Origin of the sequence: Achromobacter sp. 77 (assembly GCF_020541125.1) — a bacterium.
In the GTDB taxonomy this organism is placed as follows: domain Bacteria; phylum Pseudomonadota; class Gammaproteobacteria; order Burkholderiales; family Burkholderiaceae_B; genus Achromobacter; species Achromobacter mucicolens.
In genome coordinates this window covers 2,962,327-2,977,352 of the sequence record NZ_CP059848.1, presented here as the reverse complement: position 1 = coordinate 2,977,352, position 15,026 = coordinate 2,962,327, and the positions used below count along the sequence as shown (strand labels likewise).

Sequence of the window (15,026 nt, the reverse complement as noted above, 5' to 3'; positions counted from 1 at the left end):
AGCAGAGAAACCATGTCCGCTACCCCCCCCAACGCACCCTCGGAATTCCAGGCTGGCGCTGCCACGCCCATGGAGTACCTGCGGCAGATCCTGACCGCCCGGGTCTATGACATTGCCCGGGAAACCGAACTGGACCTGGCGCGCGGCCTGTCCGCCCGGCTCGGCAACAGTGTCCACTACAAGCGCGAAGACAACCAGCCGGTGTTCTCGTTCAAGGTGCGCGGCGCCTATAACAAGATGCGCAACACGCCGCGGGCGGCGCTGGAGCGCGGCGTGATCACCGCGTCGGCCGGCAACCATGCGCAGGGCGTCGCCATTTCGGCGGCCAAGCTGGGCGTGCGGGCCATCATCGTGGTGCCACAGACCGCACCGCAAGTGAAGGTGGACGCCGTGCGCGCCCACGGCGGTCCAACCGTCACCGTGGTGCAGGCCGGCGATTCGTATAGCGACGCCTATGCCCATGCGCAGATGCTGGCGCAGGAACAGGGGCTGACGTTCGTCCCCGCGTTCGACGATCCGTATGTGATCGCCGGCCAGGGCACGGTGGGCATGGAGATCCTGCGCCAGCACCCCGAACCGCTGCACGCCATCTTCGTGCCGATCGGCGGCGGCAGCCTGGCGGCGGGCGTATCGACCTACGTGAAGGCGGTGCATCCCGGCGTGAAGGTGATCGGCGTTCAGACCGAGGATTCGTGCGCGATGGCGCAGTCGTTGCGGGTCGGCGAACGCGTCATCCTGGCCGACGTGGGCCTGTTTTCGGATGGCACGGCCGTCAAGCTGGTGGGCGAAGAGACATTTCGTCTGTGCCGCGAGCATCTGGACGAAGTGATTCTGGTCGACACCGATTCGGTATGCGCGGCCATCAAGGACGTGTTCCTGGACACGCGCAGCGTGCTGGAGCCAGCGGGCGCGCTGGCGGTGGCAGGGCTGAAGAAGTACGTCGAGCGCGAAGGCGCACGCGGGCAATCGCTGGTGGCGATTACTTCGGGCGCCAACATGAACTTTGACCGCATGCGGTTCGTGGCGGACCGCGCCGAGGTGGGCGAGGCGCGCGAGGCGGTGTTCGCGGTGACCATCCCCGAGGAACGCGGCAGCTTCCGGCGCTTTTGCAAGGTGATCGGGCAACGTAGCGTGACGGAATTCAACTACCGCATCGCCGACGCGCGCACCGCGCATATCTTCGTCAGCGTGCAGATCGCGCGCCGCGGTGAATCGGCCGACATTCTGGCGGCGTTGCAGGCCGAGGGCTTCTCGGCCACCGACCTGACGAACAACGAAGTCTCCAAGCAGCACATCCGCTACATGGTCGGCGGACGCTCGCCGCTGGCAGGCGGCGAACGGCTGTTCCGCTTTGAATTTCCCGAGCGCCCGGGCGCGCTGATGAAGTTCCTGTCGGCGATGGCGCCCAACTGGAACATCAGCCTGTTCCATTACCGCAACCAGGGCACGGACTTCAGCTCGGCGCTGGTGGGCATCCAGGCGCCGGTGGCCGACGATGCGGCGCTCGATGCGTTCCTGCGGCAACTGGGTTATGCGCACGCCGAGGAAACGGGGAACGAGGCCTACCGCCAGTTCCTGATCTGAGTGAGCGGCCGGGCGTTTAGCTAGCGTGGCAACTGGCCTTGCGCGGCAATGCCACGCCCGGCTTCAAACGCAGCGTCGCGCGGCCCTGCGCCTGGGTCAGTTCCAGCGCGTTTGCGCGCCACGCGGGCACGTCGTCGAATGCGATGAGCGGCGACGAGCCGGCGGCGGCCTTCGCGCCGGGCCGTTCGAATTGCAGCGCAGGCAGGCCCACGCACGTGTCCTTGAAATCCAGGCGGGCCAGTTCACGCCCGTCGCTCAGGCGCACCGCGCGAAACGCCAGGGGCGTATCCACGAACTTGCTGACTTCCGGCACGTATTGCAGGTAACCGTGGGCGTCCTTGACGTGCGTGGCCGGCTGCAGCACGACGACGTCGCGGCCTGGAGGGACAGCCAGGTAGGCCACATCGCCGGCCACATCCAGCAGCTTGCCTGGACCAAGGTTCAGCGCCTTGAGCGGCGCGTGCCGGATCATCACGGTTTCGTTCCAGGCGGAATTCACGCGCGTCCATCCGGGCAGGCGGGCGTCCTCGAACCGCGTGCCGTGGATCCGGTCGCGGTCTGGCTTGTCGGAGATGGCCAGGCGCTGCACGTGCAGCGCGCCGTTGACCACTTGCAGATGCGCGAGCACGGTGCTGGCGCTGGAGCTTGTGAAGAAGGCCAGCACCGCATCGGTTTCCAGGACGGCGACGGGGCCCGGGCAGAAGAACGCGCGGGCTTGCGGCGCCTTGCCGCCGGGAAAGAGCAGGGCGCCGACGTCCGCGCCGCACAGGCTTTTGCCCTGGAACGTGATGATGGTGGCGTGCGTCGTCTGGCGCTGACCGGTATTCCAGTCGCTGCGGCTGCCGGCTGCCACGTCGACGACAAGGCCGTGATCGTCATAGACCACCGCGGCGCCCGAGGGCGCGGCCAGCAGGCTGAGCAGAAACACGAGGGCGCGGCGGCTCGTCATGGGCGGACTCAGGGGATGGCGGGAGGGGTGACTATACCGCTGAAGCCGCGCCGGTCTAGTTCAGCGTTCGGCCAGCCCGTCGACGTGGATCTGCGCCTGTCCCTGCGGACAATGCTCCACGCGTGCCCGCACCCGGTATACGCGGCGCAGCGTGTCGGGCGTCACGACATCGCCTGGCAGCCCTTCGGCTTCGATCTCGCCCGCGTGCAGCAGCAACGCATGGTCCGCGTGGCGCAGCGCGATGTTCAGGTCGTGCAGCACCACCAACGTGATGAGACGGTGCTGGCGCGTCTGGCGGCGCAGCACGTCCATCACGTGGAACTGATAATTCAGATCCAGCGCGGACAGCGGTTCGTCGAGCAGCAAGAGGCGCGGGCGCCGCACCAGCGCCTGGGCCAGCGAGGCAAGCTGCTTCTGTCCGCCTGACAGTTCGTCCAGATGGCGGCTGGCCAGGGGCGCAATGCCCAGCTCGTTGATGACCGCCATGGCGTCCTCCATCAGCGCGTGCCCGGGTTGCCCGTGCCTTCCGGAACGCGCCGCCACCAGCACCGATTCGAAGACGGTCATGTGCACCCCCTTGGGCAGGGCCTGCGGCATGTACATCGCGCATTCGGCGCGGCGGGCGGCGCTGGCCTGCGCCAGGTCTTCGCCGTCCAGCCAGAGGGCGCCGTCCATCACCGGATGCAGGCCCGCCAGCGTCTTGAGCAGCGTGGACTTGCCGCTGCCGTTGGGGCCCAGCAGCGCGGTGACGGCGCCTTCGGTCATGGGGCCGGCGCTAGCGTGGCGCAGCACCGGCCGTCCGCCGTAGCCCGCGGACAGCGCCTGGATGCGTAGCTGCGCCATCGTCAGGGTTGCAGCACCAGCGTGCCGCGCATGTGCTGCGCGTGCGCCGGGAACGAGCAGTAGTAGGTGTACGACTGGCCGGCGCGCAGGCGGCTGACGGGGAACGTGATGGTGGCCGTCTCCCCGCCGCCCAGCATCGGCGTCTTGGCCAGGATGCGGCCGTCTCCCGGCTTCAGGAAGTCGTTGTTCGCGCCCGCCTGGATGCCGTCCGTCATCACGGCGTCGATGTCCCCGGTCTTGGTCAGCACCCAGTTGTGGCCGGCCTTTTCCTTGCTGTTCTTGCCCGTGTGAATGAGCCGCACGGTAAATTCCTGGCAGCTTGCCGGCACGACGATGTGGTCAGGGCCGAACTGCTTGCCGGGCCGGCCTTCGACGTCGATGCTGCACTCGGCGGGCGCGGCATGGGCCGTGCCGGCGATCATCAGGGCCGCGAGGGTCAGCGTCAGGCGGAATTTCATCGGGGTGTCTCCTTGTGGGATGGGATGCCGTCAGGCGCGCTTGAGCGCGCGCACGACGATGGTGAGAAAGAAGGGAATGCCGACCAGCGACGTGACGATGCCCACCGGAATGAGCGCGCCGGGCAGCACGGTCTTGGAGGCGACGGACGCAAGCGACAGGATCAGCGCGCCGGCCAGGGCGCTGCCCGGCAGGTAATAGCGATGGTCTTCGCCCAGCAGCAGCCGCGCGATGTGCGGCGCAACCAGGCCGACGAAGCCGATCGTGCCCACGAACGACACGGCCAGCGCCGCCAGCGCGCTGACGCGCAGCAGGCTGACCAGGCGCAGGCGCTTGACGTCGATGCCGAAGCTGGCCGCGCGCTCCTCGCCCAGCCGCACCGCGGTGAGCTTCCAGGCGTCGCGCATCGAAAACGGGATGGCGAGCGACAGGGCCGCCGCCATGACGCCGACCGTTGTCCAGTTGGCGCGCGCAAGGCTGCCCATGGTCCAGAACACGATGCCTTGCAAGGCCTCTTCGCTGGCGACGAACTGCAGCAGCATCACCAGCGCCTGAAACGAGTACACCAGCGCGATGCCAAAGAGCACCACGCCCAGCGTGGACCCGCCACGCCAGCGCGCCACGCGCTCCAGCACAAGCACCGACAGCAGCGTGCAGGCGAACGCCGACACGGACACGGTCATGCCGGCCGGCAGCGCCGGCAGATGCCAGTCCAGCGTGATGGCGAGCGACGCGCCGAACGCTGCAGCGGCCGAGACGCCCAGGGTGTAGGGACTGGCGAGCGGATTGTCCAGCATGGTCTGCATCTCGGCGCCGCCCAGGCCCAGCGCGACGCCGACCAGCACCGCCATCAGCGCATAGGGCAACCGGAACTGCCAGACGATGACGCGCGTGCCGGTGTCCGACACGTCGGGGTGCAGCAGCGTGCGCAGCAGCTCGGGCAGGGACAGCGATGCCGGCCCGCTCGCGATGTCGGCCAGCAGGCTGGCCACGATGGCCATCACCAGCGCGGCGGTCAACAAGAGGCGCTTGCGCACCGCACGCCGGTACGTGGCGATGGGGTCGCCGGCGACCGACGCCGCGCGTAGCGGCGTCGCGGTGACGATATCGGTCATGGCGCTCTACTTCGCAGGCGGGGCAGGGGTCGTCCAGAAGGCACCCGTGCTGTCCAGGTCCAGGAACTGGCTATACAGCGCGTCCAGCGTGCCTTGCGGATCCAGCGCCGCCGCGCGCTCGGGGTAGAGCCACTTGGCCATCGCCTCGATGGCGGCGATGTTGTAGGGCGAGTTGTAAAAGGCGTGCCAGATGCCGAAGGCGCGATGTTGCGTGACAGCATCCAGGTCGCGGATGCCGTCGCGGGCCAGCAGCGTGGACAGGCTGCCGACAGAGACCGTGGGATCAGCGCCGGGCCCGGCCAAGAGGCCTGGCCGGCCCGGCTCCGACCGGCTGCCCGTGGCGATGTAGACGTCGGGCTTGGCGTCGATGACGAATTCCAGACTGACGTCGCCGATGGCGCCGGGCAGCACGGGCGCGGCCACATTGACGCCGCCGGCTGCTTCCAGCAGGTCGCCAACGCTGCCGTTGCCGGTGGTGTGGCAGCACGCGGGCCACACGCCCGCCAGCATTTCCACGAAGACGCGCGGCCGCTGCGCCTGCGGCACCGCATCCACCACCTTGCGCACGCGGGCCAGGCGCTCCTCGTAGAACGCAATGTAGGCCTCGGCCTGCACTTGCCGGTCGAGGGCTTGGCCCAGGATGCGCAGGCTGGGCACCGTGTTGCGTACCGGGTGCTGGCGGAAATCGATGAAAACGATCGGAATGCCGGCTTCCTCCAACGCGGGAATCATGGGATTGTTGCGGCCCGGACCGTGACCGCTGACGCTGAAGATCGCCACGTCGGGCCGCAGCGAAACGATTTTTTCCGGGCTGACGCTGGCTTCCGACGTCTTGCCGATCAAGGGAACCTGGGCCGCTTGCGGGAAGCGCTTGACGAGCTGGTTCCAGGAATAGGGATCCTGCTGCTTGAGCTCGCCTTGCCAGCCGACCACGCGGGCGACGGGATCGTGCCGGTCCAGCAGCGCCATCGCGAAGACAAAGCGGCCTTCACCCAGCAGAATGCGCCGCGGGTGGTCGGGCACCGTCACGACGCGGCCGGCCAGGTCGGTGACCTCGCGTGCATGGGAGGCGGGCAGGGCGCATAACAGGGCGGCGGCGGTCACGGCCGCACGGAAGAGGGCAATCGGGCGCATGGCGAATCCTTCTGGGGCGTTGGCCGCGCGTTGCGGGTAACGCGAACCATTCTTATCGCCGGGCAGTGTCCGACAACCTGTCTCAAGAATTCGTTAAGACGCGCCCAGCCTGTGGTGCAGGCGCTGCACACCGGGCATCCGACACCCGGCATCCCACGCCTCGGCCTCTACAATGTGAGATTGATTGTTATTCTCCAAGCGGTCCCGTCATGCGCGTTCTCGTCATCGAAGACGACCCCGACATCCTTGCCAACATCACCCATCACCTGACGCGCCGCGGCTACATCGTGGATTGCGCCGAGGACGGCCAGCGCGGCTATGCGATGGCGGCCACCGGCGAATTCGACCTGATCGTGCTGGACCTGATGCTGCCGCGGCTGGACGGTTACGCGCTTTGCCGCCGGTTGCGCACCGAGGCGGCGTGCAACACGCCCGTCATCATGGTCACCGCCCGCGATACGCTGGACAACCGCCTGACGGGATTCGACGCGGGCGCCGACGATTACCTGGTCAAGCCATTCGCGCTGGCGGAACTGGCGGCGCGGGTCAAGGCGTTGCTGCATCGCGCCAGCGGGGCGGGCGCGTCCCGAGTCCTGCGCGTGGGCGACCTGACGCTGGATACCGGCACCCTGGCGCTGGCGCGCGCGGGTCAGGCGCTGCGCCTGCCGCCATCGCCGCTGCAATTGCTGACCTTGCTGATGCGCGCCAGTCCGGCGGTGGTCCACCGTACCCGGCTCGAAGAGGCGCTGTGGCGCGACTCCCCGCCCGACAGCGACAGCCTGCGCACCCACATCCACCAGATCCGCCACGTGGTCGACAAGCCCTACGACACGCCGCTGCTGCACACCGTGCATGGCATCGGCTACCAGTTGCGGCCCCCCAGCGATGGCTAGCCGCGGCGCACGCCCGGTGCGGCGCGGGCTGGCCCGCCACCTCGTGCTGACTTACCTTGCGCTGGCGCTGCTGGTGGCGGGACTGTTGACCTGGCTGTCGGTCTGGAGCGTGGGCAAGCTGGAGGCCCACCTGCAACGCATCGACATGGGCATGGCGGTGGAGCGCGTGCGGGGCGATTTCCTGGCCGGCATCGACCCGGGCCGGCCGAACCGGTTCTTTTATGGCGATCCAGGCGGTGCGGCGTTTCCCGACTGGCTGCGTCCGCTGGCGCCGGGCTTTCACAAGATCGAGCGCAATGGCCGCGTGTGGCACGTGATGGTCGACGACCTGGACGGACAGCGCTACGTGCTGCTGCGCGACTACACCGAGTACGAGCAGAACCAGTCGGCCTCGCACCTGACCGCGGTGACTGGGCTGGCGGCCAGTCTGGCGCTGGCGTTCGTGCTGGGCATCGTGGCCACCCGCCGCCTGCTGCGCCCGCTTGCGCGGCTGGCCGCGCAGGTCAACACACGCGGCGCGCAGCCGCCGCAGACCCGGCTGGCCGAAGACTATCCGCCGGACGAGATCGGCCAGCTCGCGGCCGCGTTCGACTCGACCTACAACCAGCTTGAGCAGGCGCTGCGGCGCGAGCAGCTCTTTACCGCCGATGTGGGGCATGAGTTGCGCACGCCGCTGATGGTGATTTCCAGTTCGTGCGAGCTGCTGCGCGAAGAACATGGTCTGGACGCGGCGGGCCGGGCGCGGCTGGCGCGCATCGAAGCGGCCGCGGCCGACATGGGTGAACGGCTGGACACGTATCTGATGCTGGCGCGCGGGGCCGATGCTGCCGGCCTTTTTCCGCGCGAGAGCGCCGCGGACACAGCGCGCGGCCAGTTGGCAGCCTGGTCGCCCGTGGCGCAGCGGCGTGGCATGCAGTTGACGCTGGAAACCGCCGGCGGCGACGAGCCCGCCTTGCTGTTTCCGGCGCCGCTCTTGCGCGCCGTGCTGTCCAATCTGATCCGCAATTCGCTGCAATATGCCGGGCCGCAGGCACGCGTCGCCATCACGGCGGGGCCTGATTTCGTGCAAGTCAAGGACGACGGGCCGGGGATTCCCGTGGAACGGCAGGCGTCGCTCTTCCAGCCATTCGTGCGCGGCGGACAGCCTGACGATGGCAACCTGGGGCTGGGGTTGTCGCTCGTCCAACGCATCTGCGAGCACCAGGGCTGGCGCGTGTCGCTGCATTCGCGGCCCGGGCAGGGGAGCCAGTTCCGCGTGGACCTGGCAGGACCCGCACCCACCCCGGCTGGGTAAACGGCGGCACCCGCCCGCGCGAGGGGGCGGGCAACACGCCAGCGCGCCAAACAGGGACAAAATGTCTTGGAATAGTAATGTTATTACATTACTATTCTCGCTTTTTTCGACCGGCGCGCGTCGCCGCGCGTTCCGCATTCCCCATGACTTCTTTCATTTCCCAACCCGCGGCCGCCCGGCTGCGCTCCATCGACGCGCTACGCGGCCTGGTCATCGTCATCATGCTGCTCGACCACGTGCGCGAGACGTTCTTCCTGCACCACCAGGTCGGCGACCCGATGGATGTATCGGCCACGCCGCCGGACCTGTTCTTCTCGCGGCTGCTGGCGCATCTGTGTGCGCCGGTGTTCGTCTTCCTGACGGGCCTTTCGGCCTGGCTGTATGGGGCCAAGGCCGGCAACCGAAGCGCCACCGCGGCGTTTCTGGCCAAGCGGGGCGCGTTTCTCATTGCGCTCGAAGTCATCGTCGTGAACTTCGCGTGGACCTTTCAGTTTCCGCCCTCCGTTGTGTACCTGCAGGTGATCTGGGTGATCGGCCTGTCCATGCTGTCGCTGGCGGCCTTGCTGTGGCTGCCGCGCTGGGCGCTGGTGTTGACCGGCGTGGCGCTGGTTGCCGGCCATAACGCGCTTGATGCCGTTCACTTCGCGGCAGGTCACGCCCTGCACGTGCCGTGGGCGGTGCTGCATGACCGCGGCTGGATCGAGGTTGGCGACACGCTGCGCCTGCGCACCTCGTACCCATTGCTGCCCTGGATCGGCGTGATTGCGCTGGGCTATGCCGCCGGCCCGTGGTTCCAGCCGGGCGCCGATGCGGCCGTGCGTCAGCGCCGTTTGTGGGCGGCGGGGCTGGTGGCTGTGGCGGGTTTCGTGGTGCTGCGGGCGATTAACGGGTATGGGCAATCGCAGAAATGGTCGGTGCATGACGACGCATTGCATACGGCCATGAGCTTTCTGAACATCACCAAGTACCCGCCGTCGCTGATGTTCCTGCTGCTGACGCTGGGGCTGGGACTGTGCCTGCTGGCGCTGATCGAGCGCGCGCAGTCGGCGGCGTGGGTCCGCGCGCTGTGCGTCTTTGGCGCCGCGCCCATGTTTTTCTATCTGCTGCACCTGTATGTCCTGAAAGCGCTGTATCTGGGCGGTGAAGCCATCTGGGGCCTGAACCAGGGCAAGTATTTCGGTGTGGACGGCATGGGCGCGGTGTGGCTGATCTCGATCCTGCTGGCGGTGGCGCTGTTCTGGCCCGTCCGCTGGTTCGGACGCTTGAAGGCGGCGCGCCGCGATATCGCCTGGCTCAAGTACCTGTGAGGCCGGCGATGGCGGTACGCAAGTGGGCCGCGGGCATCGCGGCACTGATGGCGCCGTGGGCTGCGCACGCCCAGCAGAACGCCGTGACGCTGTATGGCGTCGTGGATCTGAGCATCGCGGGCTTTTCCACGCAGGAGCGCGGCACGGCCATCAACATGCAGTCCGGCGTGCAGTCCGGGTCGCGCTGGGGCCTGCGCGGCAGCGAAGACCTGGGCAATGGCCTGCGGGCCAACTTCCAGCTTGAAAGCGGCTTTCTTGCCAACAACGGCAACTCGGCGCAGGGCAGGCGTCTGTTCGGACGTGCGGCGTGGATGGGCGTGTCGGGCGGTTTTGGCGATCTTCGGCTTGGCCGGCAGACGTCGGTGTCGTCAGCCACGCTGGCCGACTACGATGCGTTCCTAGCGTCCTACCTGATCACCGGCGCGCAGACCGCGCTGCTGCCGTACAACGCCAATCGCGCAGACAACATGGTGGCCTACTGGAGCCCCTCTGTCGGCGGGCTGCGCGCGGGCGTCGATGCCAGCCTGGACTACGACGGCGGGGGCGGGTTCCAGACCGCGTCCACCAACAAGCTATACAGCGCCGCCGTGGTGTTCGAGCAGCCGGGCTATTCGATCGCCGCCACCTACGAAGGCGCAAGCTGGGCGGACGGCACGGCGCAATCGGCCGCCATGACCCGGGCAGGGGCCGACCGCCGGCCCTACGCCTACACGCTGGCCGGCCGCGCCACGGTGGATGCGTTCACGCTTTATGCCGGCTGGTCGGTGATGCGCAACGGCTCAACCATCCCGGCGGTACAGTCACCCGGTCAGCGGGTGTACTTCCCGGGCAGCACGGTGCACGGCGTGATGGCGAGCGCTGCCTGGCGCAATGGCGCGAGCACCGTGATGGCGTCCTGGCAGGGCAGCCTGCCGGGCGGCGGGGCGCTCGAGCGCGATGGCGCCACGCATACCCAGCAGATCTATTCGACGGGCTACGTCTACGACCTGTCCAAGCGCACCAACATGTACGCCATCTACGGCTACATGCGCGGCGCCTGGGACGATCCGTCCTGGCATCAGTCCCAGTACGCGGTGGGCATGCGCCACCGCTTCTGATCGCGCCCGGCGCACGTCCACGAAAAAGCCGCCTGATGAAGGCGGCTTGAGGATCTGACGGAGCGACTATCCGTCGCCTCAGTGCAGGATCTGACTCAGGAACAGCTTGGTCCGCTCGCTCTGCGGATGATCGAAGAAGTCGTCGGGGTTGTTCTCTTCGATGATCTCGCCGCGGTCCATGAAGATGACGCGGTTGGCAACCTTGCGCGCAAAGCCCATCTCGTGCGTCACGCAGATCATCGTCATGCCGCTCTCCTGCGCCAGCGTCACCATCACGTCCAGCACTTCCTTGACCATTTCCGGGTCCAGCGCCGACGTGGGCTCGTCAAACAGCATGACCTTCGGGTTCATGCATAGCGAGCGCGCGATCGCCACGCGCTGCTGCTGGCCGCCCGAGAGCTGCCCGGGGAACTTGGCGGCCTGATCCGGGATGCGCACGCGCTCCAGATACTTCATGGCGGTGGCCTCGGCCTGGGCGCGCGACTGCTTGAGCACCCACATGGGCCCCAGCGTCAGGTTTTCCAGCACGGTCAGGTGCGGGAACAGGTTGAAGTGCTGGAACACCATGCCGACCTCGCGGCGGATGGTCTCGATGTGCTTCAGATCGCTGGTCAGCTCGGTGCCGTCGACGATGATCTGGCCCTTCTGGTGCTCTTCCAGCCGGTTGATGCAGCGGATCATCGTGGACTTGCCCGAGCCCGACGGGCCGCACACCACGATGCGCTCGCCCTGGGCGACGTTCAGGTTGATGTTGCGCAGCACGTGGAACTGGCCGTACCACTTGTTCACGTCCTGCAGACGAATGATGGCATCGGACATGCCTGTTCTCCTTCGGGTTTACCGGGCGTGCCCGGTGGCCAGGCGCTGCTCGAGCGCGCGGCTGTATTTGGACATGGAATAGCAGAAGACGAAGTAGATGAGCGAGATGAAGAGATAGGCCTCCACCCCGAAACCTCGCCATGCCGCGTCGGACAGGGCCGCCTTGGCCGCCAGCGTCAGGTCGAAAATGCCAATGATGACGACCAGCGACGTGTCCTTGAACAGGCTGATGAAGATGCCCACCAGCGGCGGGATCACGATCTTGAGCGCCTGCGGCAGGATGATCTTGCGCATCTGCTGCCAGTAGTTCAGGCCCAGCGAATCCGCGCCTTCGTACTGGCCCTTCGGAATGGCCTGCAGGCCGCCGCGCACCGTTTCCGCGATGTAGGCCGCGGCGAACATGATGATCGCGATCTGTGCGCGCAAAAGCTTGTCGATGGTGAAGCCTTCCGGCAGAAAAAGCGGCAGCATGACCGACGACATGAACAACAGGCTGATGAGCGGCACGCCGCGGATCAGCTCGATGTACACGACGCACAGCGCCTTGATCGCCGGCATCTTGGACCGGCGGCCCAACGCCAGCAGCACGCCGACCGGAAACGCGAAGGCGATGCCGAAGGTGGCCAGGATCAGGGTCAGCGGCAGGCCGCCCCAGCGGGCGTTTTCGACGTAGGTCAGGCCAAACACGCCACCCCACATCAGCACGGCCACCGCCGCCAGGCCCAGCGTCCAGATGAGCGCCAGCTTGCCGTTCCAGAAACGGCGCATGCCGCTTGCCACGATCACCGCGATCAGGATGCCGGTGGCGATCAGCGGACGCCATTGCTCGTCGAATGGATAGGTGCCGAACAGGATGAGCCGGTGCTTTTCGATGATGAACGCCCAGCACGCGCCGCCGGCCGCGCGGCATTCCTGCGCATTGGTGGCGTCAAAGCTGGCCTTGATGAAGGCCCATTCCACCAGCGCCGGCAGCGCCATCAAGAGGCACCATGCCAGCAGCACGGTGATCAGGATGTTGAGCGGCGAGGAGAACAGGCGCGACCGCATCCAGGCCCAGGCGCCGCTTTGCGCGCCGGGCGGGGCGAGGTCGGCGCCCAGGGTTTGCGTAGTGCTGCTCATCTCAACGCTCCACCAGCGCGATGCGCTTGTTGTACCAATTCATGAATATCGAGATCGACAGGCTGACCGTGAGGTAGGCGGCCATGATGATGAGGATGCCTTCGATGGCCTGACCGGTCTGGTTCAGCGTGGTGTTCACGACAGACACGATGTCCGGATAGCCGATCGCCACTGCCAGCGAACTGTTCTTCAACAGGTTCAGGTACTGGCTCGTCATCGGGGGGATGATGACGCGCAGCGCCTGCGGCAGGATCACCAGGCGCAGCACCAGCCGGCGCGGCAGGCCCAACGATCCGGCGGCTTCCCACTGGCCGTTGTTGACGGCCTGGATGCCGGAACGCACGACTTCGGCGATGAAGGCGGACGTATAGACGGTCAGGCCCAGGAAGAGGGCGACGAACTCGGGCGTCAGCGTCAGGCCGCCGACAAAGTTGAAGCCCTTGAGCGCCGGCATGTCCAGCGTCAGCGATGCGCCGCTGGCCAGCCACCCGATGACGGGAAACCCGATCAAGAGACCGATGGCCACGCGGCCCAGCCGGAAAGGCTGCCCCGTCGCTTCCTGGCGCTTCGTGGCCCAGTGGCTCACGGCGATGATTGCCACGATGGCCAGCGCCAGTCCGCCCAGCACCCAGTCCAGCGACGCGCCTTCCAGCCCCGGCACCTTCAGGCCGCGGTTGGAGATGAAGACGCCCGGCAGCGGGTTGTGCGCCTGGCGCGGCCCGGGCATGTTCTCGGTGATGAGCGCATACCAGAAGAAGAGCTGCAGCAAGAGCGGCACGTTGCGCATCACCTCGACGTAGACCGAGGTGATCTTGTTGACCAGCCAGTTCTTGGACAGGCGTCCGATGCCGATGAACACGCCCAGGATGGTCGCGGCCACCAGCGCCAGCAGCCCCACGCGCAGCGTGTTCAGGATGCCGGCGAAGATGGCGCGTCCATAGGTATCGGCGGGCGAATAGGCGATGACGGTTTCGCCGATGGCAAAACCGGCCTCGCGGTTCAGGAAGCCGAAACCCGTCGCGATGTTGCGCAGCGACAGATTGTGCAGCGTGTTGTGCACCAGGAACCAGACGGCGGCCCCGACCAGCGCAAGGGCCAGCGCCTGGTAGACCACCGCGCGGGTGGCCGGGTCATTCCACGAAACCCGGCGCGGCGGCCGTGGCGCCGGGCGTTGAGCATTATGCTGCGCCACGGCTCAGCCCGCCATCAACGCGCCGACGGCAGCGCCCAGGCGGTCCATGCCCTGTTCGATGACCTCGGTGGAGGTCGCGAACGAGAAGCGCACGTACGGCGACAGCCCATACGAACCGCCGTCGATCACGGCCACGCCGGCCTCGCGCAGGAAGAACAGGCTGACGTCCAGGTCGGTCTTCAGTTCGCCATCGGGGCCTTGACGGCCGATCAGGCCCTGCACGTTGGCGTACACGTAGAACGCGCCGTCCGGCATGGCGCACGAGATGCCGGGGATGGCATTCAGCCGGCTCACGATGAGATCCCGGCGCTTCTTGAAGATCTCGACCATTTCCGTGACGCTGGACTGGTCGCCTTCCAGGGCTGCCTGCGCGGCCGCCTGCGAAATCGCGCTGGGGCACGACGTGCTTTGCGACATGACGGTGCTCATGGCCTTGATCAGCTCGGCCGGGCCGGCGCCGTAGCCGACGCGCCAGCCGGTCATGGCGTAGGACTTGGACATGCCGTTCACGATGAGCGTGCGGCCGATGAGTTGCGGTTCGACCTGCACGGGCGAAGCGTGCGCCTGGCCGCTGTAGGTGAAGGGCGCGTAGATCTCGTCGCTCAGGATCCACACTTGGGGATGGCGCACCAGCACGTCGGTCAGCGCGCGCAGTTCGTCCGCGCTGTAGACGGCGCCGCTGGGGTTGCTGGGCGAATTCAGGATCAGCCAGCGCGTGCGCGGCGTGATGGCCGCTTCCAGCGTGGCCGCGTCCAGCTTGAAGCCTTGCGATTCGGGGCCGGTCACCACGACCGGCTTGCCTTCGCCCAGCAACACCATGTCGGGGTAGGACACCCAATACGGCGCGCAGACGATGACTTCGTCGCCCGGTTCCAGGCTGGCCGTCAGCGCAGCCGCGATGATCTGCTTGGCGCCCGCGCCCACGGTGATCTGGTCCATGCCGTAGCGCACGCCCAGGGTCTGTTCGAGGCTGTTGGCGATGGCGGTGCGCAGGCCCATGGTGCCGTTCGGGCTGGTGTAGCGGATGTCTCCGCCCGCGATGGCTTCCTGGCCGGCGCGCGCAATATGCGCGGGCGTGGGCATGTCGGGCTCGCCCAGCGTGAAGTCGGCGATCTCGCGGCCCTGGCGGCGGAGTTCGTCCACGACGATCTTGGCGGCCATGCTGGGCGAGGGTTTGATCTGTTTGAGTCGGGCGTTGACGATGCTGTTCATGGTGATGCTGTG

At 67.3% G+C, this 15,026-nt stretch carries 14 protein-coding genes; 5 read left to right on the top strand and 9 right to left on the bottom strand.

Annotated elements, in window-relative coordinates:
• Positions 1-12 precede the first annotated feature (12 nt).
• Positions 13-1,584 (top strand): threonine ammonia-lyase, biosynthetic, encoded by a 1,572-nt coding sequence (gene ilvA, locus H4P35_RS13805; protein ID WP_226845912.1) that lies wholly within the window; start codon positions 13-15, stop codon positions 1,582-1,584.
• 16 nt (positions 1,585-1,600) lie between these two features.
• On the opposite strand, the gene H4P35_RS13800 is transcribed toward ilvA, so the two are convergent.
• The 5 genes from H4P35_RS13800 to H4P35_RS13780 are packed head-to-tail and all read right to left on the bottom strand — an operon-like array spanning position 1,601 to position 6,081.
• Positions 1,601-2,533: a hypothetical protein gene (locus H4P35_RS13800; RefSeq protein WP_226845910.1), complete on the bottom strand. Its 933-nt coding sequence runs from the start codon at positions 2,531-2,533 to the stop codon at positions 1,601-1,603.
• 60 nt (positions 2,534-2,593) lie between these two features.
• Entirely contained in the window at positions 2,594-3,376 is a 783-nt protein-coding gene (locus H4P35_RS13795) for an ABC transporter ATP-binding protein (RefSeq protein ID WP_226845908.1), read from the bottom strand.
• A gap of 2 nt (positions 3,377-3,378) precedes the next feature.
• The gene (gene azu / locus H4P35_RS13790; RefSeq protein ID WP_226845906.1) at positions 3,379-3,834 is read right to left on the bottom strand and encodes an azurin; all 456 of its coding nucleotides are present in this window, start codon (positions 3,832-3,834) and stop codon (positions 3,379-3,381) included.
• A 30-nt stretch (positions 3,835-3,864) separates the two neighbouring features.
• Complete coding sequence (locus tag H4P35_RS13785) at positions 3,865-4,947, bottom strand: iron ABC transporter permease (RefSeq protein WP_226845904.1); 1,083 nt, start codon at positions 4,945-4,947, stop codon at positions 3,865-3,867.
• 6 nt (positions 4,948-4,953) lie between these two features.
• On the bottom strand, positions 4,954-6,081 hold the full coding sequence (locus H4P35_RS13780; protein WP_226845902.1) for an ABC transporter substrate-binding protein: 1,128 nt from the start codon (positions 6,079-6,081) through the stop codon (positions 4,954-4,956).
• Positions 6,082-6,290: 209 nt separating this feature from the next.
• On the opposite strand from H4P35_RS13780, the gene H4P35_RS13775 reads away from it, so the two are divergent.
• The 4 genes from H4P35_RS13775 (at position 6,291) to H4P35_RS13760 (ending at position 10,672) form a co-directional block, all read left to right on the top strand.
• On the top strand, positions 6,291-6,974 hold the full coding sequence (locus tag H4P35_RS13775) for a response regulator transcription factor (RefSeq protein WP_142055145.1): 684 nt from the start codon (positions 6,291-6,293) through the stop codon (positions 6,972-6,974).
• Entirely contained in the window at positions 6,967-8,268 is a 1,302-nt protein-coding gene (locus tag H4P35_RS13770; RefSeq protein ID WP_226845900.1) for a HAMP domain-containing sensor histidine kinase, read from the top strand. Before H4P35_RS13775 ends, H4P35_RS13770 begins: the two co-directional genes overlap by 8 nt.
• A 143-nt stretch (positions 8,269-8,411) precedes the next feature.
• On the top strand, positions 8,412-9,575 hold the full coding sequence (locus H4P35_RS13765; RefSeq protein WP_226845898.1) for a DUF1624 domain-containing protein: 1,164 nt from the start codon (positions 8,412-8,414) through the stop codon (positions 9,573-9,575).
• 8 nt (positions 9,576-9,583) lie between these two features.
• Entirely contained in the window at positions 9,584-10,672 is a 1,089-nt protein-coding gene (locus H4P35_RS13760) for a porin (RefSeq protein ID WP_226845896.1), read from the top strand.
• Positions 10,673-10,750: 78 nt separating this feature from the next.
• On the opposite strand, the gene H4P35_RS13755 is transcribed toward H4P35_RS13760, so the two are convergent.
• From H4P35_RS13755 to H4P35_RS13740, 4 genes are read right to left on the bottom strand one after another with little or no spacing between them, the layout of a single operon-like run.
• Positions 10,751-11,491 (bottom strand): amino acid ABC transporter ATP-binding protein, encoded by a 741-nt coding sequence (locus H4P35_RS13755; protein ID WP_056318048.1) that lies wholly within the window; start codon positions 11,489-11,491, stop codon positions 10,751-10,753.
• 18 nt (positions 11,492-11,509) lie between these two features.
• Positions 11,510-12,610 carry an amino acid ABC transporter permease gene (locus H4P35_RS13750; protein ID WP_056318045.1) on the bottom strand — a complete coding sequence of 367 codons (1,101 nt, stop codon included), beginning with the start codon at positions 12,608-12,610 and terminating at the stop codon, positions 11,510-11,512.
• A gap of 1 nt (position 12,611) precedes the next feature.
• Entirely contained in the window at positions 12,612-13,802 is a 1,191-nt protein-coding gene (locus tag H4P35_RS13745; RefSeq protein ID WP_180098719.1) for an amino acid ABC transporter permease, read from the bottom strand.
• 3 nt (positions 13,803-13,805) lie between these two features.
• Positions 13,806-15,014: an aminotransferase class I/II-fold pyridoxal phosphate-dependent enzyme gene (locus H4P35_RS13740; protein ID WP_226845893.1), complete on the bottom strand. Its 1,209-nt coding sequence runs from the start codon at positions 15,012-15,014 to the stop codon at positions 13,806-13,808.
• Positions 15,015-15,026: the final 12 nt, after the last annotated feature.

Bases quoted from the DNA above. Each gene is read 5' to 3' on its own strand.
- H4P35_RS13765 (WP_226845898.1), top strand. From the start codon at position 8,412: ATGACTTCTTTCATTTCCCAACCCGCGGCCGCCCGGCTGCGCTCCATC.
- H4P35_RS13780 (WP_226845902.1), bottom strand. From the start codon at position 6,081: ATGCGCCCGATTGCCCTCTTCCGTGCGGCCGTGACCGCCGCCGCCCTG.
- H4P35_RS13770 (WP_226845900.1), top strand. From the start codon at position 6,967: ATGGCTAGCCGCGGCGCACGCCCGGTGCGGCGCGGGCTGGCCCGCCAC.
- ilvA (WP_226845912.1), top strand. From the start codon at position 13: ATGTCCGCTACCCCCCCCAACGCACCCTCGGAATTCCAGGCTGGCGCT.
- H4P35_RS13755 (WP_056318048.1), bottom strand. From the start codon at position 11,491: ATGTCCGATGCCATCATTCGTCTGCAGGACGTGAACAAGTGGTACGGC.
- H4P35_RS13750 (WP_056318045.1), bottom strand. From the start codon at position 12,610: ATGAGCAGCACTACGCAAACCCTGGGCGCCGACCTCGCCCCGCCCGGC.
- H4P35_RS13775 (WP_142055145.1), top strand. From the start codon at position 6,291: ATGCGCGTTCTCGTCATCGAAGACGACCCCGACATCCTTGCCAACATC.
- azu (WP_226845906.1), bottom strand. From the start codon at position 3,834: ATGAAATTCCGCCTGACGCTGACCCTCGCGGCCCTGATGATCGCCGGC.
- H4P35_RS13740 (WP_226845893.1), bottom strand. From the start codon at position 15,014: ATGAACAGCATCGTCAACGCCCGACTCAAACAGATCAAACCCTCGCCC.
- H4P35_RS13800 (WP_226845910.1), bottom strand. From the start codon at position 2,533: ATGACGAGCCGCCGCGCCCTCGTGTTTCTGCTCAGCCTGCTGGCCGCG.
- H4P35_RS13785 (WP_226845904.1), bottom strand. From the start codon at position 4,947: ATGACCGATATCGTCACCGCGACGCCGCTACGCGCGGCGTCGGTCGCC.
- H4P35_RS13795 (WP_226845908.1), bottom strand. From the start codon at position 3,376: ATGGCGCAGCTACGCATCCAGGCGCTGTCCGCGGGCTACGGCGGACGG.
- H4P35_RS13760 (WP_226845896.1), top strand. From the start codon at position 9,584: ATGGCGGTACGCAAGTGGGCCGCGGGCATCGCGGCACTGATGGCGCCG.